The organism is Streptomyces sp. NPDC028419, assembly GCF_055565515.1.
Genome location: NZ_JBVHUE010000008.1, coordinates 189,591 through 209,866, shown reverse-complemented (window position 1 = coordinate 209,866; position 20,276 = coordinate 189,591). Strand labels below are relative to the sequence as shown.

Below are 20,276 nucleotides of genomic sequence, written 5' to 3'. Positions count from 1 at the left end.
TCAGCATTCCGTGACACCTGGAGGCCAACAAGGGCGAGTTCAGGCCGCGTCGCCTTACCACCCGCGATGCCTTCGACGCCCTGGGGTTGGAGCGAATCGAACCACAGCTGCGCGGGTGGGCCGGCCGTCGTTCGACGGCACGGGCTGGACGGGAGGACCGCGGGACCGCAGGACCGGCGAGGGCACCCGCGGCTTTTCGCTCCAACCCGGCGCCCGTGAACCTCGTGCCGCTCTGGCGTGAAGGTGTGCGTGGAGCGCAGCGGAGAGCGTGGTCGATGACGCTCCCTCCGGCCGCGGTTCGCGTCGTGACGTGCGGGACAGGATGGACCCGGAATGCCGTCGGCGGAAGTGGGCGTTGTGCGCACGGTATGGATAGGGAATTGCAACAGCGAGTACATGGTGGACCGGCTGGAGGAGATCGACCCCAGGGAGCGGGAGGGCACGCCGGTGGTCGCGGCCCGGATGGTGTGGCTGCTGCGGGACGGGGACGCGCTGGTGCTGCCGCAGCCGGTGCACCCGGCATTCGTCGCGCACGTCGGTGCGCTGATGGGCTTCGATCCGGCCCGTGTGGACCTGCTGACGCCGGGCCCGGGGGACGAGGACGTGCGGTTGCTGAGCCAGGAGACGCTACACCGCCCCGAGCTGGTGGACCGGTTGAGGAAGCTCGTGGCGGTGCCCGAGGAATGGGAGATCAAGGCGTACATGGCCGACCGGGGCATCGCCGCCCTGGCGCGGGCGATCGGCCTGCCCGACGACGCCGTGTCCGCTTTCGATGCGGCCGGCGGGGCGGAGTTGTTCAACAGCAAGGCCGTCTTCCGCGCGCTGGCCGCCGGAGCGGGGGTGCCGGTCCCGGACGGGGCGGTGTGCGCCACCCGCGGTGACCTGGACCGCGCGTTGGGCCGCCTGGCCGCCCCGACCGGCGCGGTGATCGTCAAAGCCGACCGGGCCGGTGGCGGCGCCGGAAACGTGCTGTGCCGCACCAGCCCCGGCATCCCGGCCGCCGGCGCCCTGCACACCCTGCCGCTCACGGGCGACCAGGACCGCGCCGCGGTCCTGGACCACACCCGCCTGGCTGCCACCCACGCACCCCACGGCCAGGTCGTCGCCGAGACGTATCACCCCGGCTGCCGCTCCTTGTGCCTGGAAGTGCACTGCCCCGACCCCGTGTCCGGCCCGCCGCGGCTGCTGAACATCGGCGAGATGCTCATGGAGCCGGTCTGGAACGGCTTCGTCATGCCCGCCCAGGGCCTTCCTGCCGGTGTGCGCGACGAGGTGGTCGGCCACACGTTGCGGCTGGCCGCAGCGATGCGTGACTTCGGCTACCGCGGGCTGGTCAACATCGACGCCATCGTCGCTCCCGACGGGCAGGTGTGGTTCAACGAGGTCAACGCCCGCCTCGGCGGGTGCACCCACCTGCACCACCTCGCCGCCGCCCTGCTCGGCCCCGACTGGCAGCGCCACCACGTCCTGGCCACCCACAACGACTTGCCCACCACCAGCGTCCCCCGGCTCCTGGCGGAACTGGAGCGCCAGCGCCTGGCCTTCGACCCGGCCACCGGATCAGGCGTGGTCATCACCGCCGACGACACCCTCAACTGCGGCACGGTCGAATACGCCGCCCTGGCACCGGACCTGGTCACCGCCCACGCCCTGGAAACCCGGCTGCGGGCCCTGGTTCACTGAGGCCGGCCGGCGCCCCGGAGGCTACTGCGCAGGTAGGCGGCGACGTACTGGACGGCGTCCGTGCGGTGCCGGAAGCCCCGGGTGCGCCCTCGGCATGCCGCGCTGCCGCACAGGCAGCGGTCGACCGCGATGCTCTCGTACTCCGTGGTCTCGTAGTCCCACGTGATCTCCTCCCCCACCCGGATCGCGGCCAGGGCCACGAAGTCGTAGCCGCCCAGCGCGTTGTCCACGACCCCGGTGTTGGGGACGCAGGCGTGATTGATGCTGCGGGCCGTGGCATCCAGCTCGACGTGCACGTCCCAGTCCTTCTGGAACGAGTGCCGTGTACGGTGCGGCTCCGTGCGCTCGGGCCGACCCCGCACGACCAGCTCACCGGCCGCGAAATCCCGGAGGGCGTAGACGCCCACGCCCTTGTCCGCAGCCTCCCGCACCACGACCTCACCGCCTCCGGTGCCTGACTGTGTCCACTGGCTGTCGACCATGCCGGTCCCCTCCTCGATCGCCGCCGTCGTCCTGGGGCGGCAGCACCACGCACAAGCGACGTCAGGCTACGACCGACAGCTACAGGCCCAGGCACAACTGATCGACATTGGTGAGAACCAGCCACCACTTGGCCTGCGGCCGGACCCCGAACAGGCCCCACGCGCGGGCGGGAACGGCGGTGCGCACCGACGTGTCGTAGTAGCGCACGAACCCTTCAAGGGCCAGCTCGATCTCGAGCAGCACCGCGGACCCTCACCCGGCGGTGTCATCGTCCACGTACCGATCGTCTAGCGGCGCGACGGCGCGGCCGGGGGCTGCGCGCGCATCGGGGCCGCGAGTCGTCCGCGGCGGGCGAGGGCCGCGACGGCGGTCGCGCAGCCCAGCCCGGTGACCGTGAGGACGAGCCAGGGCGTCCACGGCGCCGGCCCGTGGACCGCGAGTTCCCACACCGCCCCGGTGCCCAGGTTCCCCAGGGTGATCCCCAGGCCGGAGAGCGTGTGGTAGAGCCCGTAGTGGGTGGCGACCAGCCGGTCGCCGGAGAGGGCCACCACGGTGTCCATCTCGAACGGGTACACCACCGCGCTCCCCACGGCCAGGAGCACCACCGCCGCGGTCAAGGACACCAGCGAGAGGTACGGGGACCCGGACGGGGTGAAGGCCAGCGGGAGGAAGGCCAGTCCCATCACGGCCAGCCCCCGGACCAGGGCCCGCGCCGGGGTCCAGCGGCGCTTCGCCCAGCTCGTCAGCCGCAGTTGCCCGAGCACGGTGACGGCGGCCGACACGACGAACAGGCCGCTCGTGGCCCGGGTGCCCGCGACGTCCCCGAGGGCGTTCCCCGCGGCCAGGGGCAGGGCGAGGTACACCTGGAAGGTCAGGACGTAGGACCCGGTCATGGCGAGGGAGAAGAGCAGGAACGGCCGGTTGGCGAGCACGGTCCGCCACTGCGCCCGCACGCCCTCCGGCGAGCCGGGGTCGACGCCGTCGCCGCGCCGGTCGGGCAGGGCGCGCCACTGCGCCAGGGTCAGCAGGGCGAAGACGAGGGCCGCGACCGCGCAGACGGCCCGGAAGTCCGCGGCGAGCAGGGCCAGTCCGACGAGCGGGCCGAGGAGCATCCCGGCCTGGTAGTAGACGTTGAAGGTGGCGAAGGCGTCGACGCGCCGCTCCCCCGCCTCCGCCGCCAGGTACGCCCGCACGGCGGGGTTGAAGAGCGCTCCGGCGAAACCGGTGGCGGCGGAGGTGAAGACGAGCACGGGCAGGGAATCGGCCCAGCCGAGCAGCGCGAATCCGAAGGTGCGGAGCAGGCAGCCGGCCATGATCGGGGCCTTGTAGCCGTAGCGGTCGGCGAGGGTGCCGCCGATCAGGTACATGCCCTGCTGGGAGAGGTTGCGCACGCCCAGCACCAGACCTACGGCCCAGGCGGCCAGGCCGAGGCCGCCCGCGAGGTGGGCGGCCAGGTAGGGCATGAGCATGTAGAAGGCGAGGTTGATGGCGAACTGGTTGACCAGCAACAGCCGGACGGCCGGCGGGAAGGAGGCGGTCCGGCGCCACAGCGCCCTCACCGGGTCGCTCCGGCCGGGCCGCCGCGCCGGGTGGCGCCGAGCGGGTCGAGGACGGTGGTGCAGCGGGTCCAGCGGGTGATCGTCTTCTCGCCCGGGTAGGTGACCTCTTCGGGTTCGTCGGCCGGCTGGTGGCCCATCAGGTCGTGCGCCGCGCAGTACGCGTCGTCGAAGACCGTGCCGACGTAGCGCTCGGGGCCGTCGGGAAAGACGGCGACGATCCGCGCCCGCGCGGGCATGTCCGCGGCCAGCCAGCGGGCGGTGAGGCCGACCGCTCCCACGCTCCAGCCGCCGCTCGCGCACCGGCCGCGGGCCAGGGCGCGGGCCGCCCACACGGCTTCGGCGGCGCAGACCCAGTGGACCTCGTCGAAGACGTCGTAGGAGACGTTGCCGGGGAAGATGCTGCTGCCCAGTCCGCGCATCAACCGGGGTGCGGCGGGCTGGCCGAAGATGGTGGAGCCGGCGGCGTCGACGCCCACGACCCGCAGGTCGGGGAAGAAGCCGCGCAGGACGGAGGCGATGCCCGCGGAGTGCCCGCCGGTGCCGACGCTGACCACGAGGGCGTCGATGCGGCCGAGTTGGGCGACGAGTTCGTGCGCCAGGGGCCGGTAGGCGGCGACGTTGTCGGGGTTGCCGTACTGGTCGGGGCACCAGGAGCCAGGGTGGGCCGCCAGGAGGTCCTCGACCCGCTGGCGCCTGGCCTGCTGCCATCCGCCGGTGGGGTGCGGTGCCCCGACGTGTTCGACGTCGGCGCCGTAGGCGGCCAACAGTCCGGCCATCAGCGGCTCCATTCCGGGGTCGGTGACGACCGTGACCGGGTGCCCGAAGGTGACCCCGGCCAGCGCGAGGCCCAGGCCGAGCGTGCCCGAACTCGATTCGACGATCCGGGCGCCGGGCCGGAGTTCACCGCGCTCGCGGGCGGCCTGGACCATGTACAGGGCGGTGCGGTCCTTGATCCCGCCGGGGTTGCAGCCCTCCAGCTTGGCCCAGAAGCCGCGGCCGGCGGCGGTGAAGGGCTCCCCCACCCACAGCACCGGCGTGTTGCCGACCAGGCCGGCCGGGGTGAGCGTGGGGCGTTTGGTCTCGGCCGGCAGTTGGGCGGGGGACGCGGAGAGGGCGGCGGAAGGGGAGGAAGGGAAGGCGTTCATGGCGCAGTGCTCCCTCGGCCGGCGCGTACGACGACGCGCGAACGACCGTGCTCGGGGTACGGGGATCCGATCGGCGCAGCCGCGGCGGGTGGGTGAGCGCGCTCACCCACCGGCTCGGCTGACCTGCCGCTCAGGTCCGCCACACCCCCAGCACCGCCCGGCCTTCCGCGGGATGCCCTACGCCGGCCCGCGTGCCCGGTGGCCCGTACCGGCCGCTGCCGTGCGCGCACGCGGCGGCCGCTCCGGCGGCCAGCGGGGCCGGGGCCGCCGGCACCGGAGCCCCTGTGGCGCGGGGCGAGGGGACCGTCGGTTCGTCGGCGTCGACGCATCCGGCGGCGCCGTCCCCGACCGGGGTCGTGTGCGGCGTGTGCGTCCGGTCGGCGGCGGGGAGGTCGCGCAGCGCCTGCCCCGGGGCGCTCGCGGCGGCGGGCAGGGCGTCGGCGCGGCCGGCTCCCGGCGCGACGGGACCGTGGGCGCAGACGAGGAGGTGCAGGAGCGCCGCGAGGGCGAGGCCGAGTACGACGACTGCGCCGGCCCACGACGCGACCGGTCGACCGCTGCGGTGTACCGCCACTGCCTCCATGACCGCACAGAGTAGCCAGGTGAACACATAAAGTTCCTGTCAGGGCGCGTGTCGTCGCCCTGCCCGGCCCGAGGGGCCGGCCGTCAGCGCAGCCAGCCGCGCGTCAGCTCCTGGACCGCCGAGCCGTCGGTGTCGGCGAGCTTGAGGGCGACGAAGTCCCGGGCCCACGGGGAGGTCTGCACCCGGAACGGCATCTCCGGCGACTCCAACAGGTCCACGATCGGCGCCGCCGCCTCGGCCGAGGTCTGCGCGGCATCGAAGCTCTTCATGGTCCGGGTCACATAGGCCTCCAGTGCGGGGGCGTAGGGGCCGGCGGCCGTGAGCAAGGCCGGTACGTCGATGCCCTGGCTGGTGACGAACTCACTGGCCACGGCCCCCGGCTCCACCACGCTCACCTGTACGCCCGCGGTCGCGGCGACCGGCGCCAGGGACTCCATGAACCCTTCGACGGCGAACTTCGCCGCGCAGTACGCCTCATTGAAGGGCTGCCCGATCACCCCGCCCACGCTGGTGACGGTGATCAGGCGGCCGCCCGAGGCCCGCAGGTGGGGCAGGGCGGCCCGGGTCAGCTCGACGACGCCGAAGTAGTTGACCTCCATCGCCGCGCGCACCGGCTCCATGTCCATCCGCTCGATGGTGCCGACGAAGCCGGCGCCGGCGTTGTTCACCACCGCGTCCAACCGCCCGTGCTCGGCCACCACCTCCGCCACGCAGGCCGCCACCGATGCCGGATCCGTCACGTCGAGCCGCTTGACCTGCACGCGGTCGGCCACCCCCGCCTCCTCGGCGGCCGCGAGCAGCGCCCCGGCGCGGGCGGGGTCGCGCAGGGTGGCGACGGTGTGCCAACCCGCCCGCGCGGTGGCCACGGCCGCGGCGAGGCCGATGCCGGAGGAGGTGCCGGTGATCAGCACGGTCTTGGTGGTGCCGGTGATGTCGGTGTCGATGGAGGTCATGACGGCTCCCTGGGGGCGGGTGACGGGACGCGCAACTTCTGTGCGTGCACACACACATTACATTTGTGTGTGCACGCACGCAACGCGGTATCCTCCCGGCATGGCGCACAACGACCTCACCCTGGGCGAGATGACCCCCCGCGACCACGCGTTCTACGGCCTCGTCTGGGCCGGGACGACGCTGAGCGCCCGAGTGGACCAGGCCCTCGTGCGCCGCCACGACCTGCCACTGTCGTGGTTCGAGGTCATGCTCTGGCTGCACGGCCAGCCCGAGCCCGTCGCCGCCTCGGAACTCGGGGCCAGGACCCTGCTCAGTCGCAGCCAGGTCTCCCGCGTGGCCGACTCCCTCCAGGCCCGCGGTCTGGTCGAGCGCGCGCCGTCCCCGACGGACGCGCGCTCCGTCCGCATCGCCCTCACCCCCGCCGGCCGCCGCACCTTCGCGGAGGCCGACGCGACCCGCCGCGAAACCCTCGCGGAGGTCTTCGACGACCTCCTCGACGACGGGGACATCGCCGCGCTGGAGGCCGTATGGGCCAAGCTCAAGGGCAAGCCGCGGGGCTGATCCCCGGCCAGGTAGCCTTTGGCTCCATGACGGTCGACTGGCGTACGGAACGGATCGCGAGCGCGCTGCGGGGCGAGAACCCGACCGTGCTCAGACGCCTCGACGCGGGTTTCGCGGCGATCGGGGACGTCCAGTTCCTGCCCGGATACTCGGTGTTGCTCGCGGACGACCCGCAGGTGCAGCGGCTCTCGGACCTGCCGAAGGTGCGGCGCCTCGCCTTCCTGGCCGACATGGATCGGCTGGGGGAAGCGGTCGAGCGCGCGTGCAAGGGTCTCGACCCGGAGTTCCGTCGGGTGAACCTGGAGATCCTGGGCAACACCGACGGCTTCCTGCACGCACACGTGTGGCCTCGGTTCGCGTGGGAGCCGGACGACCTGGCGCGCATGCCGGTGTGGCTGTACCCGCGCGAGCGGTGGAGCGACGGACGGTTCGCCCTCGGTCCCCGGCACGACGCGCTGCGGGAGGCCATCGGCGCGGAGCTGGACCGCTCGGCGGGCGCGCGCTGAGGGTGCGGGGCCGCCCGTCATCGCGTCCGGCGCCGGAAGAGGACGATGGTCAGGCCCACCGCGGCCGCCAGGATGCCCGCGCACCAGGCCAGGGCCGTCCAGGGGGCGCTGCCCACGGGCTGGTCCAGCAGCAGGGCCCGCAGGGATTCGATGACCGGGGTGAGCGGCTGGTGCTCGGCGAAGCCGTGCAACCAGCCGGGCATCGTGTCGATGGGCACGAAGGCGCTGGAGGGATAGGGCAGGAACATCATCAGGAAGGTGAAACCACCCGCGGCCTCGGGTGAGTCGGCGGCCAGGCCGAGGGCGGCGGCCAGCCAGGAGATGGCCGTGACGTAGGCCACGAGGAGTGCGGCGGCGGCGAGGAAGCCCGCCGGACCCGCCTGGGGGCGGAAGCCGATGGCGAGGGCGACGGCCAGCACCAGCGTGGTGGAGAGCAGGTTGCGGAGCACCGACGCGGTGACGTGGCCGGCCAGGATGGGGACGCCGCCGATGTCGAGCGAGCGGAAGCGGTCGATGACCCCGTTCTTCATGTCCTCCGCGACGCTGACGGCGGTGGAGGCCGCTCCGAAGCCCGCGCAGAGCAGCATGGCTCCCGGCACCACGTAGGTCACGTACCGGGTCCCGGTGTCGATGGCCCCGCCGAAGAAGTAGACGAAGATCAGCATCAACATGACGGGCAGCATCAGGGCGGTGATCAGCGCGTCCGGGCGACGGCTGCTGATGCGCAGGCTGCGCCCGGCCAGGGCCAGGGCGCTCACGGGCAGGGCGGTCATCGGTCGGCTCCCGTCAGGGCGAGGAAGACGTCGTCGAGGGTGGCGCCGCGCAGGGCGAAGCGGTCGACGTCGGTGCGGTCGGGGTCGAGTTCGTCGAGCAGCGCCCGCACGTGGGCCGCGGTGCCGTCGGTGGGCAGACCGAGCACGAGCGCGTCCGGGTCGTGGTGGACGGCGCGCGGGGCGAGGGCCTCGTAGGCGGCGGCGGTGGCGAGGGTGAGGTCCAGCCGGTGTCCGGCGACGCGGGACTTCAGCTCGGCCGGGGTGCCCTCCGCGGCGATGCGGCCGCCGGCGAGGACGGCGACGCGGTCGGCCAACTGGTCCACCTCCTCCAGGTATTGGGTGGTGAGCAGGACGGTGGTGCCGTGGTCGCGCAGCTCCCGCACGAGCTCCCACATCCCCAGCCGACTGCGCGGGTCGAGGCCGGTGGTCGGCTCGTCCAGGAAGACCACCTCGGGACGGGAGACCAGGCTCGCGGCGAGGTCGAGGCGGCGGCGCATGCCGCCCGAGTACGTCTTCGCGGTGCGGCCGCCCGCATCGGCGAGGCCGAAGCGCTCCAGGAGTTCGTCGGCCCGGACGCGCGCGGCGCGCGGGGCGAGCCCGGCGAGGCGTCCCATCATGCGCAGGGTCTCGGCGCCCGTCAGCAGCTCGTCCACCGCGGCGAACTGCCCGGTGAGGGCGATGCGTTCGCGCACCCGGGAGCGTTCTGTGGCGGTGTCGTGCCCGGCGACCCGGGCGGCGCCGGAGTCCGCGGCGGTGAGGGTGGCGAGGATCCGGACGGTCGTGGTCTTGCCCGCGCCGTTGGGGCCGAGGAGCGCGAGGACGGCGCCTCGCGGGACGGCGAGGTCGATGCCGTCGAGCACGCGGAGCGCGCCGTAGGACTTGGTGAGGCCGGTGGCGTGGATCCCGAGGGCGGACGCGGTCACGTCGTGGGTGGTCACGGGAGAGGGGCTCCTTTCTGCGTATGACATACGCTGTTCTGTGTAAGTAATACACAGAACTAGGATGGGTGGCAATCGACTAGGGACGGTCATGGCGGACGAGGACAGCGGGACCGGGCTCCCGGCCAGCCTGGAGATGGCCTGGGGGCTGCGCGAGCGCCCCGGCAAGGGGCCGCGCCCCACGCTCACACTGCCCCGCATCGTGGGGGCGGCCGTCTCGCTCGCCGCCACCGAGGGCATGGACGCGGTGTCGATGGGCCGGGTGGCCAAGGAACTGGGCGTCTCGACGATGTCCCTCTACCGCTACGTGGCCGCCAAGGAGGAGCTGTACGTCCTCATGTCCGACGCGGGCGCCGGCACCCCGCCGCCCCTACCGCCCGAGGCGGCCGGTTGGGGCTGGCGCGAGCTGCTGACGCACTGGGCGTACGGGCAGCGCGCCGCCCTCCTCGCCAACTCCTGGATCCTGCGCATCCCGATCACGGCCCCGCCCACGACCCCGAACCAACTGGCCTGGATGGACCGGGGGTTGGCCGCGATGGCTGGCACGGGATTGGGCGAGGACGAGAAGCTCTCCACGGTCGTCCTGATCGGCGGCCTGGTGCGCAACGAGGCCACGATGGCGGCCGACATGATGGACGCCATCGCCGCGTCGGGCGTGAGCCCGCAGCAGGCCCTGGCCCAATACGTCCACACGTTGCGGCTGCTCGCCGGCCCCGAGAGCCACCCCGCCGTGACGCGCCTGCTGGACTCCGACGCGTTCACGGGATCGGGAGAGCCCGACTTCCAGTTCCGCTTCGGCCTCGACCGGATCCTGGACGGGCTCGCACCGCTGGTCGCGGAGCGGGATCGACCGTAGACGCGGCGGGCACCGGGCAGGAGCGTCACGCTCCCGCCCGGCGCCCGGCACGGCTCGTCCACCCCGCTCAGTACAGCTTGGTCACCGCTTTCTTCAAGGTGTTCTTCCATGCGGCCACGGGCGGTTCGCCCCAGTAGCTCGACCACAGGACCAACGTGACCGTGTCACCGTCGCGACCCACGCCCCACAGGTAGTTGAAGTCGGGCCGCTCCTGGGCGTTGGCGTTGAAGGTGCGCATCCCCTGGAGGGTGGCGCCCTCCTCCACGTCCACCACCCCGTGGTCGAAGCCGGTCGCGGTCACCCCCGGTTCCTGCGGGCGGCTCGCGCAGTCGGCGAAGTCCCGCCGGGTCGCGTCCGCGTAGGCGATGGCCTCGGCCTCGGCACCGAAGGCGATCACCTTCTGCTGCGCGAACGCCGTCTCCGCCGTGGTGAAGTCCCGGTTCCAGACGTTGACTTCGGGCTTGCCCTCCGGCCAACCCGCCAGGCACCCCTGCGCCTCGCCCCAGCCCCGCACGACCGGATTCGCGCGCCACGACTCCGTCGTGGGCAGGTCCGAGATGTACAGCGTGCCCGGCCTCGGCCGCCACTGGTCGGCGGCCACCGCCGGACCGGCGGCCGCGCCGACCGCCAGCGCCACGGCCCCCAACAGGACACAGCCCCCGCGCACCCGTGAACGTACCCCCATGGTTGTCCCCTTCCCCCTGCGCACCGTCTCGATCACGACAACCCCGCCCCGACCGGGGCCGGGCCCAGCCCCAGCATCGGGTGTCCGCGTCCCGGCCGGCCGCACCCGCGGCCACGATGACTTGAACTGCGCCCCTGCTGACTTAAAACGACAAACGACACCAAAACGGAGTCCGTCCCCGGATGCACGGGTTCCACCCCGCCGTCGAGAACACTGAGTGACGGGACCCGCGCGGCGATTTCACCCGGAGTGGGTACCCGACGACCGATGATCTTACGTAACATCATGAATGTTCGCCGTGTCCGGGGTTGTCCCCCCACGGCGGCCGTGCTTTCGCATGTCCTGCCCCCACCCATTGAGTCGAGGAACACGTGCGCCTCCCCCTTGAACGACGCCTGGCCGTGAGCGCTGCCCTGCTCGCCGCGGTAGCCGGTGTCGTCCCGGCCACCGCGGCCCACGCGGCACCGGTCGCCCTGCCCGCCACCGCGGCGGAATCCCCGCAGGTGACGCCCGACATGGAGGGCCTGACCAGGGCCCTTCAGAACGCCCTGGACGCCGGCGCGCCGGGCGCCCTGGCCCGCTACTCCGGTCCGGACGGGGTCGCCTACAAGACCCTGGGCGTCCAGGACACCACCAAGAACACCCCGATGGACGTGCGGTCGCGGTTCCGGATCGGCAGCGTCTCCAAGACGTTCTCCTCCGTCGTGCTGCTCCAGCTGGTCAACGAGGGCCGCGTCGAGCTGGACACCCCGGTCAACCACTACCTGCCGGGCCTGCTGCCGGACGACCGCATCACGGTGCGTCACCTGCTGACCCACCGCAGCGGCTTGTCGGACTACACGAACGTGATGTTCGCGGACACCGTTCCCGGCTTCGAGGCCGTGCGCAACAAGGTGTTCGGCTACCAGGAGCTGGTCGACCTCTCGCTCGCCGAGCCGCGCACCACCGAGCCCGGCGTCTCGTACAAGTACTCCAACACCAACTTCGTGGTCGTCGGCATGATCATCGAGAAGGTGACCGGGAAGCCGGTGGCGAAGGAGTACGACCGCCGCATCATCAAGCCGCTGAAGCTGCGCAACACCTCCTACGTGCACCCCGACACGGCCATCCGCGGTCAGCACGCCCACGGCTACCTCCACCCGGACGAGGCCGGAAACCCGCTGGTCGACTCCACCGAACAGACGGTGTCCTGGGCGCAGTCCGCGGGCGCGGTCATCTCCAACGCGGCCGACCTGAACACCTTCATGAGCGGCCTCGTCAGCGGGAAGCTGCTGCCCCAGCGCATGCTCGACCTGATGACCACCGTGACCCCGACGGACGCGACGAACACCCGGTTCTACGGCCTGGGCCTGCGACGCTACGACCTGTCGTGCGGTACCCAGGTGTTCGGTCACACCGGCACCGTCCAGGGCTTCTACACCTACGCCTTCACCACGCGCGACGGCAAGCGCAGCCTGTCCGCGATGGCGAACACCTCGAACGACGGGGCTGCCAACACCGCTCTCGGCGGCACGCTGGAGGCCGCGTTCTGCGGCAAGCCCGCGGCGCCCAAGTCCAACGTCGCCCCGCGCGGCCTGGCGGCGTCCCCGGAGCGGGACCGCACCCCGGCCCGCGCCGAGATGGACCTGCCGGAGCGACGCTGACCCCCGTCGCCCGGGACCCGCACGGGGTCCCGGGCGACGTCCGGCCGATCACGTGGTCGTTCCCGCGCGGATGCGGTGTTCGCGCCAGAAGGACGTGAGGTCGGTGCGGGTCACCGCCTGCGCGGCGCGCTGGAACTCCGCCGTCGTGGAGACCCTGTACCAGTGGTCGCGTACGTAGCCCCGCAGCATCGCGGCCATCACCGGGCCGCCCAACACCTTCTCCAGGTCGTGCAGCACGCACGCGCCGTTGTAGTAGACGTACCGGGTCCAACCGGGGCCGTAGGCGGCCCAGTAGCCCATCGAGTTGGTGACCGCTTGGGAGTCGTCCTGCCAACTGACGCCCTCCGCGCAGTCCTCGCCGTGATCACCGCCCAGCAGGCCGTCCGAGTAGGTCGCGAACGCCTCGTCCAGCCAGGGTGACGCGTACTCGTCGTTTCCGACGATGCCGTACCACCATTGGTGGGCCAGCTCGTGGACCACACCGCTGCCGAACTCGTCCACGGCCACCAGGACCAGCCCGGGGAACTCCATGCTGCCGATCGGCGCGAACCGGTCGCTGATGACCACGTCGACCTCGCCGTAGGGGTAGCGGCCGAACCGCCGCCCCAGCTCGTCGACGGCGCGGAGCGCATCGGCGCGGGCGGTCGCCACCCGGGCGTCCGGGGTGCCCGCCGTCCAGTACGAGCGGACCGTGACGCCACCCGGCGAGGTCGCCACGCCGCTGCGGAACGGTCCGGCGGCCCACACGAAGTCCCGCACCTGGCGCGCGACGCTGGTGGTGAGGGTACGGCCGGGCCCGGCCGGGCGGTCCGTGGTGACACCCGTCGCCGGGACCCCCAGCACGGTCGGGTGGTCGAGGGTGACCTCGAAGTCCGAGGCCACGGTGTAGTAGCTCTCGCCCCGGTCGACGGGCGGGTCCAGGTGCCAGCCAGCCGCGTCCCGTACGGCCAGCACCGGCAGGGCGTTGCCGAGGTAGCGGTGGTCGCCGTCGCGCCCGAAGCGGTGGAGCCGGTCGGGGACGGTGATCGAGACGTCGAAGCCGACGGTGGCCCGCCCGAGGGGCGCCAGCGGCGCGGCCAGCGCGATCCGTACCGCGCTGCACGCCACCGACGGGTCGTCCGGGGCCCCGCCGGTCACCCGGCCGATGCGGACCGGGGAGGGCGTCCGCGGCGTGCCGCAGCCGTCGGTGCCGTTGCCCCACAGGCGGACGTAGATCTCGCGCAGCGGCTCGGTGGACCCGTTGCCGAAGGTCACCGTCTCGCGACCGGTCCACCGGGTGCCGGTGGCGTCCGCGCGCAGGTCGACGCGGTAGACGGGCCGGGAGGGGGTGGCGCGATCGGCGCCGTGCGCGGTGGCGGCGTAGGCCGGGGCGCCGCTCCCGGCACCTCCCAGGAGCAGGCCGAGCGACCCGAGCACGGCGAAGGCCGTGACCACCCATGTGTACCCGGTCCGTCTCATGGTCCGCCCCCGCGGTCGTGTGTATCGGGCCCGGCCCGCCCGGCCCGCGCGACCTGGGCGGCCGGCGCGCAGCCGAGGGTACGCCGCGGCCGCCGCCTTGCACAGGGCCTCGCGCGACCACACGTCGGCGCTGGAGACGGCGAGTTCGGGCCGGCCCGGCCGTTCGCGGCGCTGGCCGGACGGGCGTTGTCAGTGGTCAGGGATACGTTCAGGGGGTTGGCAGGGCCGATTTCCCGTCAGGAGTGGACGATGACCGAGAGCAGTGCGCAGCCCACGCTCAGAGTGGTGCTGGCAGACGTCAACGAGCGCGTGGTGGAGGCGTGGCGGGCGGCGTTCGCGGACACCCCCGGCGTCGAGATCCGCCGCGGCTCGATCCTCGACGAGGACGTCGACGCCTGGGTCACCCCGACCAACTCCCGGGGCCGGATGGACGGTGGGGTCGACGCCGTCATCAAGCGGTACCTGGGATCCGGCATCCAGGTCCGCGTGCAGCGGGCGATCCGCGACCGCTTCGCCGGGACGCTACCGGTGGGCAGCGCGGTCTGCGTCCCGTCGGGGGCGGCCGTGCCGCGCTACCTGATATCGACGCCGACCATGGTGGGGTCCTCGCAGAACGTGAGTGCCACGCTGAATGTGGCCATGGCCTGCGCGGCCGCCTTCCAGGCCGTCCACCGGCAGAACCGGAAGGCGCCGGGCAGCATCCGTTCCGTGGCGCTGGTCGGGCTGGGCGCGCAGACCGGGCGGGTGCCGGCCCGGGTGTGCGCCAACCTGATGTGGACCGGGTACACGCTCTTCCACGACCACTGCTTCGAGGACGACGACGAGCTGCGCGCCACGCTCGTCGCGCAGTTGAACGGCATCGAGAACGCCCCCGTCGAGGAGCGGGTGCGCATCGTGGTGCCCGAGCCCGCCCCCGCAGCCGCCCCCACCCCCGCTCCCGCTGCCGCCTCCACCCCCGCGACCGAAGGCCCCTCCCCCGTGACCGACGCGAACGACCCGAACGACGCCCTGGCCCTCACCGAGTTGTTCGCCGGCGGTGGTGAGCCCTGGCTCCCGCTCCTCAAGCCCGTCATCGAAGCGCAGCCCGACGCGGCGCGGTTCATCGGGAAGGGGCGCAGCCCCGAGGTCGTCCCGGTCCGCGAGCTGACCTTCCAGGCGCTCAAGCCGAACCCGCCGCACAAGTGGAAGGTCGTCGCCTTCGGGCAGAACCCGTACCCGCGCGCGGAGAGCGCGACCGGCATCGCCATGTTCGACAACACCTTCAACGACTGGAAGGACAGCCAGTTCGGCCGGGTCGTCAGCATCCGCTGCCTCATCAAGGCGGCGGCGATGTGGAAGTACGGCATCGTCAAGAAGACGCCCATCGCGGACGTGCGCGCGCTGTTGAAGGAGCGGGACGCGGTCCAGCCGCCGGAGTGGTTCCAGGCGATGCTCACGCAGGGCGTGTTGTTGCTGAACGCCGCGCTCACCGCCAGCGGCGACGGGGCGATGGGCGCCGACCGGCACACGGCCTTCTGGCGACCCGTCGCCGAGCGGATCATCGAGGAGATCCTCAAGGCCAAGCAGGACGCCGCCGAGGAGGACCGCGGGGTCGTGTTCGCCTGGTGGGGGGCGCACGCCCGGAATCTGAAGAAGGTCGTGCTGCGGCTCCAGGCGAAGTACCCGGACGTCGAGGTCCGGCACATCGACCACGCGAACCCGGCGGCGCAGGGCGACCTCTTCTGCGAGGGCGACCACTTCGCCATGGTCAACGGGGCCCTCGCGTCCCTGGGCTACGAACCGATCGACTGGCTGCCCAGCAAGGGGTGGGACGCGGGAGCCGGCGGCGCGAGCGGGCCGGGCGGGGGCGTGGCGCAACGCATGGGCGCCTTCATCGAGTCGACGATGAACCTCCACCAGCTCTACCTGGAGCGCCTCACCAGCGTCAAGGACGAGGGCCTGGTCCTCCCCGCGATCACCGGTGTGTTCGACACGCCGCTGATGGACTTCCAGGGCGCCGTCGCCCCGGTCTCCGACGTACTGTCCGGGCTCGCCGGACACATCGACCGCTCGCTCGACTTCGGCAAGCGGCGGGCCGACGAGACGTCCGGCGCTCTGTCCGCCGACGCGATCGCCGCGCTCTACCTCTACACCTGCCAGTCCGCCTTCTACCGCGAGATCAATGCCGTACTGCGCTCGCCGGACCGCACCCGGGTCACCCCCTACCTGCCGTACCTGCGCCTGTTGTTCTCGGCGGTGTCGGGGCTGCCGGGCCACACGCGGCCGCTGTGGCGCGGCGTGTCGCTGGACCTGCGGGCGCAGTATCCGGTGGGCAGGACCGTGACCTGGTGGGGCGTCTCCTCCTGCACCTCCGAGCTGAAGGTGGCCCGGTCCTTCCTGGGCAGCCGCGGCAAGCGGACGCTCTTCGAGGTGACGTCCACCCGGGCGGTCGGCATCAGGAACTTCTCCGCCTTCACCGGGGAGGAGGAGTACATCCTCGCGCCGGGCACGCAGCTCAAGGTGATGGACGTGAAGAGCGAGCGCGGCGGGCTGTGCACGGTCCAGCTGCTCGAAACGGACGCGCCGCCCGTGTTGTCCTGACGCTCAGGGCAGTCGGGTGGCGTCCGGGAGCTCGGGGAGGAAGGGGAGGTAGTCCGTCCCCGGAGCGGCGGGGATCACGGTGTAGCTGGCCTCGGGCAGTTCGTTCCACACCCCGGGCAGGTCTCCCAGAGGCTCGGAGACCACGATGCGCGTCTCGTCGGAGATCTCGCGGAGGTAGTCCAGCTCCGGGTGGAGGTCGCGGACGGTCTCGGCGCGGCTGCTGTAGAAGAGCGAGCGGGACTTCCCCCTGCTGGAGTAGCGGAACGCCCAGACGCGTGCTCCGTCGCTGACCGCCACGGTCATCTGGAGCGGTTCCGGTACCCCGTGCTCCTTGCCGAGCCGCTCCACCAGCCCCGCCATCCTGGCGACCGCGCCGGGGACGTCCTGATCGAGCCCGAAGGTGACCGCCAGGTAGAACATCACCTCGGAGTCGGTGGACCCCTCGATGCACGGGAAGAGCGCCGGGTCGACGGCCATGCACAGGTCCCGCTGGAGCCGGTGGAACTCCGCGATGGCTCCGTTGTGCATCCACAGCCAGCGTCCGTGGCGGAAGGGGTGGCAGTTGGTCTGTTGCACGGCCGAGCCCGTCGAGGCGCGTACGTGCGCGAAGAACAGCGTGGAGCGGACGTGGGCGGCCAGCTCGCGCAGGTTCCGGTTGTTCCAGGCCGGTGCGATGTCCCGGAAGATCGCCGGGGTGCCGTCGCCGTCCGCGCTGTACCAGCCGATGCCGAAGCCGTCGCCGTTGGTCGCTTCGGCGCCCATGCGGGCATGGAGGCTCTGGTTGATCAGCGAGTGCTCCGGGCGGTAGAGCATGGCGTCGAGGAGCATGGGCGAACCCGAGTAGGCGAGCCAGCGGCACATGTGCCCTTCCCTTCCTCCCGCCCCGTCCCGAGCCTAACCCCGTGCCGCGTCCCGCGCGGGGCCCGGCGCACCGCGGGGATACCCCAGTGGGCCATCCCCCGCGGAGCCACTCGTACGTACGGGTGGGCCCGGCCGTGCCTCGCCTGCCGGCGTGGGCAGCGGGTTTACGGTGGAAGGGTCCCGTAGCCGTGTGCGGCAGATGAGGTGGGCAGCTGTGTCGACATCGAGCCATGAGATGTCCGGTGCGCCGTGCTGGGTGAGCCTGGTGGCCCGGGACCTCGCTTCCGCCCAGGGTTTCTACGGCGGCGTGCTCGGGTGGGACTTCCGCCCCACCCGCCTGGGCGACGGTTTCTCCGTCGCCTTCCACGACGGGGCCCCGGTCGCCGGCATCGGTGCGCTGGCCGGCAGTCTGGGCGTGCCGGTGGCCTGGACGCCGTACTTCGCCGTCGAGGACGTCGACGTCACGGCGGACCGGATCCGGGAGCGCGGGGCCACGATGGCGGTGGGCCCCCTCCCCTTCGGCACGGGGCGGGCCGGGCTGGCCTCGGACCCGGCGGGGGCCGCCTTCGGCTTCTGGCAGGGCAAGGTCATCCCCGACTGGAGCGTGGGTCACGACAGTGCCCCCGCGTGGTTGGAACTGCGGACGCGCGACGCTTTCGCCGCGGCCATCTTCTACGGCGAGGTCCTGGACTGGGCGGGCGAGCCGGGGGGCTGCTGCACGGTCTCCTACGAGCACGACCACGTCGTCCTGCGCCACGGCCGGGACGCCGTCGCCCGGATCAGCGGCGGCGCGCTCGACGAGGATCCGGACCCGCAGGTCCGTCCGCGGTGGCACGTGCACTTCCGGGTGCCGGATCTGGAGGCCGCGATCGAGGCCGCCACCCGTCTGGGCGGCCGGACGGCCTCCCCCGTACAGTCCTCGACCACCGACCGGTCGGTGGTGCTGGCCGATGCCGAGGGGGCGCTGTTCACGGTGGTGGCCCCTCAGGACCGCCCGGCCTGAGGAACGGGCCGGGGCGCGCGATCAGGGCCCGGACTCAAGGGAGTCCGGGCCCGCTGTCCGTGCTCGTGCGCATCGTGCTCACGTCCCCGCGCCCACGCTGCCCGCGCCGGTCACATCGGCGGGAGGCCGAAGGGGAACCCGGTCCCGTAGTAGGTGCTCAGCGCGTCCCGGTAGCGCGGGTCGCCGAGGTGCTCGTCCCGGTGGAACTCGGGAGCGTCCTTGATCTGTCCCTTCGTCCGGTCCACGAACACGGTGCGTTCCTCCGGGTCGATGCTGACGACCCTGCTCGCCGGGAGCAGCACCTCCTTGCCGAAGATCCAGAGTCCGGTGTCGACGACCAGGTAGGAGTCGTCGACCTCGTCGGAGTGTTTGTCGACCTTGCCGATGGTCCCGTCGGTCGCCTCGACCTTGAAGCCGGTCAGATCCGTGCCGGCCAGGTGGCCCGAGGTCGACGTGTAGCTCCATACGTGCTCAGTCACGCGATGAACAACTCCTCCGGTAGGGCAGGTGGTAGCGGCTGGGGTGGGTGGGGGTGCGGCAGCACGGGTGCGCACCGACTACCAGTAGTGGCGTCGGCCGCCGACCGCGTGACCGACCGAGCCCATGATCCACAGGACTGCTCCCACCACCAGCAGGATGATGCCGATGGTCCAGAGGATGGAGATTCCGGTCAGGAACCCGATGATCAGGAGGATAAGCCCGACGGCAAGCATGGTGTCCTCGCTCTCAGGTGGGAAACACGGCGGGGCGTTCGCTCCGCCGTGGCGCTTCGGCTCGCGTCTACCCCCTCACCGCGCCTTTATCTCCGTAAGGGCCCTTGATCCTTCGCGGCCCCGCCGGGGGACCCCGACCCCGGCCCCCGGCCCGCGCGAAGTGACCGTGCGACTCGCGTTCGCCCCGCCGCTCCCCCCATGATCAGCTGAACGATCTCCACACCGGAGAGGTCGAGCACCTGGAGGATCCATGTCACCGCTGGCCCCGGACGTCACCCACCGCCTGGTCCCCTCGCCCGCGGGCCGGATCCACCTGGTGGAGCAGGGCACCGGGCCGCTGGTCCTCCTCGTGCACGGGTTCCCCGAGTCCTGGTACTCCTGGCGCCACCAGCTCCCCGCGCTGGCCGCCGCCGGGTACCGCGCGGTCGCGATCGACGTGCGCGGCTACGGTCGCTCCTCGGCCCCCCACGCGACGGACGCCTACCGGATGTCGGAGCTGGTGGCGGACAACGCCGCGGTGGTGGAGGCGCTGGGAGAACGGTCGGCCGTCGTCGTCGGGCACGACTGGGGTGCGGCCATCGCCGCCACCTCGGCCCTGGTCCGGCCCGACCTCTTCCGTGCGGTGGGGTTGCTCAGCGTTCCCTACGCCCCGCGCGGCGGGCCGAGGCCGAGCGAGCTCTTCGCGCGGATGGGCGGGGAGGAGGAGTTCTACGTCTCCTACTTCCAGGAGCCGGGCCGGGCGGAGGCCGAGATCGAGCCCGACGTGCGCGGCTGGCTCGCGGGCTTCTACGCCGCCCTGTCCGGCGACACCATGCCCGCGGTCGGCGCACCCGCCCCGCACTTCGTCCGCCGGGGCGGGACCCTGCGCGAGCGCTTCCCCACCGACCGGTCGCCGGCCTGGCTCGGGGAGGGCGACCTCGACTTCTACGCCGGGGAGTTCGAGCGGACCGGGCTGCGCGCGGCGTTGAGCCGGTACCGGAACATGGACCGCGACTGGGAGGATCTGGCCGGCTTCGACGGAGCCCTCCTCCCCCAGCCCTCGCTGTACATCGGCGGCGCCCTCGACGCCTCCCTCACCTGGCTGGCCGCGGCGGTCGAGGCCCACCCCACGACGCTGCCCGGGCTGACCTCCTCCCGCGTCCTGGAGGGCTGCGGTCACTGGATCCAGCAGGAGCGGCCGGCCGAGACCAACCAGCTCCTGACCGACTGGCTCGCGACCCTGTAGGACCGGCTCCCGAACGACTGCCGATTGGCAGTTGGAAATCAAAGCGGAATGCCGCGATATCGGCCGA

21 protein-coding genes are annotated in these 20,276 nt (G+C 72.5%); 8 read left to right on the top strand and 13 right to left on the bottom strand.

The genetic code is table 11. The features are described 5' to 3' along the window. Positions 1-357 precede the first annotated feature (357 nt). Positions 358-1,683: a preATP grasp domain-containing protein gene (locus ACZ4UB_RS12545; RefSeq protein ID WP_468070111.1), complete on the top strand. Its 1,326-nt coding sequence runs from the start codon at positions 358-360 to the stop codon at positions 1,681-1,683. On the opposite strand, the gene ACZ4UB_RS12540 is transcribed toward ACZ4UB_RS12545, so the two are convergent. The 6 genes from ACZ4UB_RS12540 to ACZ4UB_RS12515 all read right to left on the bottom strand — a co-directional run bounded on the left by ACZ4UB_RS12540 (position 1,677) and on the right by ACZ4UB_RS12515 (position 6,406). After that, positions 1,677-2,165, bottom strand: a complete 489-nt coding sequence (locus ACZ4UB_RS12540; protein ID WP_468070110.1) for an SET domain-containing protein-lysine N-methyltransferase — start codon at positions 2,163-2,165, stop codon at positions 1,677-1,679. The two genes, ACZ4UB_RS12545 and ACZ4UB_RS12540, sit on opposite strands and share 7 nt — an antisense overlap. Before the next feature lie 79 nt (positions 2,166-2,244). Continuing rightward, entirely contained in the window at positions 2,245-2,409 is a 165-nt protein-coding gene (locus ACZ4UB_RS12535) for a hypothetical protein (protein WP_468070109.1), read from the bottom strand. A 44-nt stretch (positions 2,410-2,453) separates the two neighbouring features. Then, positions 2,454-3,725 (bottom strand): MDR family MFS transporter, encoded by a 1,272-nt coding sequence (locus ACZ4UB_RS12530; RefSeq protein WP_468070108.1) that lies wholly within the window; start codon positions 3,723-3,725, stop codon positions 2,454-2,456. Then, positions 3,722-4,870, bottom strand: a complete 1,149-nt coding sequence (locus ACZ4UB_RS12525) for a PLP-dependent cysteine synthase family protein (RefSeq protein ID WP_468070107.1) — start codon at positions 4,868-4,870, stop codon at positions 3,722-3,724. The genes ACZ4UB_RS12530 and ACZ4UB_RS12525 overlap by 4 nt, the downstream gene beginning before the upstream one ends. 130 nt (positions 4,871-5,000) lie before the next feature. Next, positions 5,001-5,453, bottom strand: coding sequence for a hypothetical protein (locus ACZ4UB_RS12520; RefSeq protein ID WP_468070106.1), 453 nt, complete (start codon positions 5,451-5,453; stop codon positions 5,001-5,003). Positions 5,454-5,536: 83 nt separating this feature from the next. Next, on the bottom strand, positions 5,537-6,406 hold the full coding sequence (locus tag ACZ4UB_RS12515) for an SDR family NAD(P)-dependent oxidoreductase (RefSeq protein ID WP_468070105.1): 870 nt from the start codon (positions 6,404-6,406) through the stop codon (positions 5,537-5,539). Positions 6,407-6,506: 100 nt separating this feature from the next. Here ACZ4UB_RS12515 and ACZ4UB_RS12510 point away from each other — a divergent pair, with 100 nt between their 5' ends. Next, complete coding sequence (locus ACZ4UB_RS12510; RefSeq protein ID WP_468070104.1) at positions 6,507-6,968, top strand: MarR family winged helix-turn-helix transcriptional regulator; 462 nt, start codon at positions 6,507-6,509, stop codon at positions 6,966-6,968. 26 nt (positions 6,969-6,994) lie between these two features. Next, the gene (locus tag ACZ4UB_RS12505) at positions 6,995-7,474 is read left to right on the top strand and encodes a diadenosine tetraphosphate hydrolase (RefSeq protein WP_468070103.1); all 480 of its coding nucleotides are present in this window, start codon (positions 6,995-6,997) and stop codon (positions 7,472-7,474) included. 17 nt (positions 7,475-7,491) lie between these two features. On the opposite strand, the gene ACZ4UB_RS12500 is transcribed toward ACZ4UB_RS12505, so the two are convergent. Further along, on the bottom strand, positions 7,492-8,247 hold the full coding sequence (locus ACZ4UB_RS12500; protein ID WP_468070102.1) for an ABC transporter permease: 756 nt from the start codon (positions 8,245-8,247) through the stop codon (positions 7,492-7,494). Next, positions 8,244-9,215, bottom strand: a complete 972-nt coding sequence (locus tag ACZ4UB_RS12495; protein WP_468070101.1) for an ABC transporter ATP-binding protein — start codon at positions 9,213-9,215, stop codon at positions 8,244-8,246. The genes ACZ4UB_RS12500 and ACZ4UB_RS12495 overlap by 4 nt, the downstream gene beginning before the upstream one ends. Positions 9,216-9,276: 61 nt before the next feature. Here ACZ4UB_RS12495 and ACZ4UB_RS12490 point away from each other — a divergent pair, with 61 nt between their 5' ends. After that, positions 9,277-10,041, top strand: coding sequence for a TetR/AcrR family transcriptional regulator (locus ACZ4UB_RS12490; RefSeq protein WP_468070100.1), 765 nt, complete (start codon positions 9,277-9,279; stop codon positions 10,039-10,041). 67 nt (positions 10,042-10,108) lie between these two features. Here the strand turns inward: ACZ4UB_RS12490 and ACZ4UB_RS12485 are convergent, their stop codons facing one another. Then, entirely contained in the window at positions 10,109-10,726 is a 618-nt protein-coding gene (locus ACZ4UB_RS12485) for a hypothetical protein (RefSeq protein WP_468070164.1), read from the bottom strand. Between the two features lie 371 nt (positions 10,727-11,097). Between ACZ4UB_RS12485 and ACZ4UB_RS12480 the strand changes: the two genes are divergently transcribed. Then, positions 11,098-12,369, top strand: a complete 1,272-nt coding sequence (locus ACZ4UB_RS12480) for a serine hydrolase domain-containing protein (RefSeq protein ID WP_468070099.1) — start codon at positions 11,098-11,100, stop codon at positions 12,367-12,369. Positions 12,370-12,417: 48 nt separating this feature from the next. Here ACZ4UB_RS12480 and ACZ4UB_RS12475 read toward each other — a convergent pair whose 3' ends face one another. Further along, positions 12,418-13,827, bottom strand: a complete 1,410-nt coding sequence (locus ACZ4UB_RS12475) for a M1 family metallopeptidase (RefSeq protein WP_468070098.1) — start codon at positions 13,825-13,827, stop codon at positions 12,418-12,420. Positions 13,828-14,076: 249 nt separating this feature from the next. Here ACZ4UB_RS12475 and ACZ4UB_RS12470 point away from each other — a divergent pair, with 249 nt between their 5' ends. Beyond that, the gene (locus ACZ4UB_RS12470; RefSeq protein WP_468070097.1) at positions 14,077-16,407 is read left to right on the top strand and encodes a macro domain-containing protein; all 2,331 of its coding nucleotides are present in this window, start codon (positions 14,077-14,079) and stop codon (positions 16,405-16,407) included. 3 nt (positions 16,408-16,410) lie between these two features. On the opposite strand, the gene ACZ4UB_RS12465 is transcribed toward ACZ4UB_RS12470, so the two are convergent. Continuing rightward, positions 16,411-17,268 carry a class II glutamine amidotransferase gene (locus ACZ4UB_RS12465; RefSeq protein WP_468070096.1) on the bottom strand — a complete coding sequence of 286 codons (858 nt, stop codon included), beginning with the start codon at positions 17,266-17,268 and terminating at the stop codon, positions 16,411-16,413. Between the two features lie 235 nt (positions 17,269-17,503). Between ACZ4UB_RS12465 and ACZ4UB_RS12460 the strand changes: the two genes are divergently transcribed. Beyond that, complete coding sequence (locus ACZ4UB_RS12460; protein ID WP_468070162.1) at positions 17,504-18,271, top strand: VOC family protein; 768 nt, start codon at positions 17,504-17,506, stop codon at positions 18,269-18,271. A 110-nt stretch (positions 18,272-18,381) separates the two neighbouring features. Here ACZ4UB_RS12460 and ACZ4UB_RS12455 read toward each other — a convergent pair whose 3' ends face one another. Beyond that, entirely contained in the window at positions 18,382-18,750 is a 369-nt protein-coding gene (locus ACZ4UB_RS12455; RefSeq protein WP_468070095.1) for a PRC-barrel domain-containing protein, read from the bottom strand. A 78-nt stretch (positions 18,751-18,828) separates the two neighbouring features. Further along, positions 18,829-18,984 (bottom strand): DUF6131 family protein, encoded by a 156-nt coding sequence (locus ACZ4UB_RS12450; protein WP_467965595.1) that lies wholly within the window; start codon positions 18,982-18,984, stop codon positions 18,829-18,831. A gap of 250 nt (positions 18,985-19,234) precedes the next feature. Between ACZ4UB_RS12450 and ACZ4UB_RS12445 the strand changes: the two genes are divergently transcribed. Beyond that, positions 19,235-20,209: an alpha/beta fold hydrolase gene (locus ACZ4UB_RS12445; protein ID WP_468070094.1), complete on the top strand. Its 975-nt coding sequence runs from the start codon at positions 19,235-19,237 to the stop codon at positions 20,207-20,209. Positions 20,210-20,276: the final 67 nt, after the last annotated feature.

What these genes read in the sequence shown, in the direction of transcription:
- ACZ4UB_RS12500 (WP_468070102.1), bottom strand. Translation starts at nt 8,247, where the DNA reads ATGACCGCCCTGCCCGTGAGCGCCCTGGCCCTGGCCGGGCGCAGCCTG.
- ACZ4UB_RS12465 (WP_468070096.1), bottom strand. Translation starts at nt 17,268, where the DNA reads ATGTGCCGCTGGCTCGCCTACTCGGGTTCGCCCATGCTCCTCGACGCC.
- ACZ4UB_RS12445 (WP_468070094.1), top strand. Translation starts at nt 19,235, where the DNA reads ATGTCACCGCTGGCCCCGGACGTCACCCACCGCCTGGTCCCCTCGCCC.
- ACZ4UB_RS12540 (WP_468070110.1), bottom strand. Translation starts at nt 2,165, where the DNA reads ATGGTCGACAGCCAGTGGACACAGTCAGGCACCGGAGGCGGTGAGGTC.
- ACZ4UB_RS12515 (WP_468070105.1), bottom strand. Translation starts at nt 6,406, where the DNA reads ATGACCTCCATCGACACCGACATCACCGGCACCACCAAGACCGTGCTG.
- ACZ4UB_RS12510 (WP_468070104.1), top strand. Translation starts at nt 6,507, where the DNA reads ATGGCGCACAACGACCTCACCCTGGGCGAGATGACCCCCCGCGACCAC.
- ACZ4UB_RS12475 (WP_468070098.1), bottom strand. Translation starts at nt 13,827, where the DNA reads ATGAGACGGACCGGGTACACATGGGTGGTCACGGCCTTCGCCGTGCTC.
- ACZ4UB_RS12525 (WP_468070107.1), bottom strand. Translation starts at nt 4,870, where the DNA reads ATGAACGCCTTCCCTTCCTCCCCTTCCGCCGCCCTCTCCGCGTCCCCC.
- ACZ4UB_RS12520 (WP_468070106.1), bottom strand. Translation starts at nt 5,453, where the DNA reads ATGGAGGCAGTGGCGGTACACCGCAGCGGTCGACCGGTCGCGTCGTGG.
- ACZ4UB_RS12460 (WP_468070162.1), top strand. Translation starts at nt 17,504, where the DNA reads ATGTCCGGTGCGCCGTGCTGGGTGAGCCTGGTGGCCCGGGACCTCGCT.
- ACZ4UB_RS12485 (WP_468070164.1), bottom strand. Translation starts at nt 10,726, where the DNA reads ATGGGGGTACGTTCACGGGTGCGCGGGGGCTGTGTCCTGTTGGGGGCC.
- ACZ4UB_RS12450 (WP_467965595.1), bottom strand. Translation starts at nt 18,984, where the DNA reads ATGCTTGCCGTCGGGCTTATCCTCCTGATCATCGGGTTCCTGACCGGA.
- ACZ4UB_RS12505 (WP_468070103.1), top strand. Translation starts at nt 6,995, where the DNA reads ATGACGGTCGACTGGCGTACGGAACGGATCGCGAGCGCGCTGCGGGGC.
- ACZ4UB_RS12490 (WP_468070100.1), top strand. Translation starts at nt 9,277, where the DNA reads ATGGCGGACGAGGACAGCGGGACCGGGCTCCCGGCCAGCCTGGAGATG.
- ACZ4UB_RS12470 (WP_468070097.1), top strand. Translation starts at nt 14,077, where the DNA reads ATGACCGAGAGCAGTGCGCAGCCCACGCTCAGAGTGGTGCTGGCAGAC.
- ACZ4UB_RS12495 (WP_468070101.1), bottom strand. Translation starts at nt 9,215, where the DNA reads ATGTCATACGCAGAAAGGAGCCCCTCTCCCGTGACCACCCACGACGTG.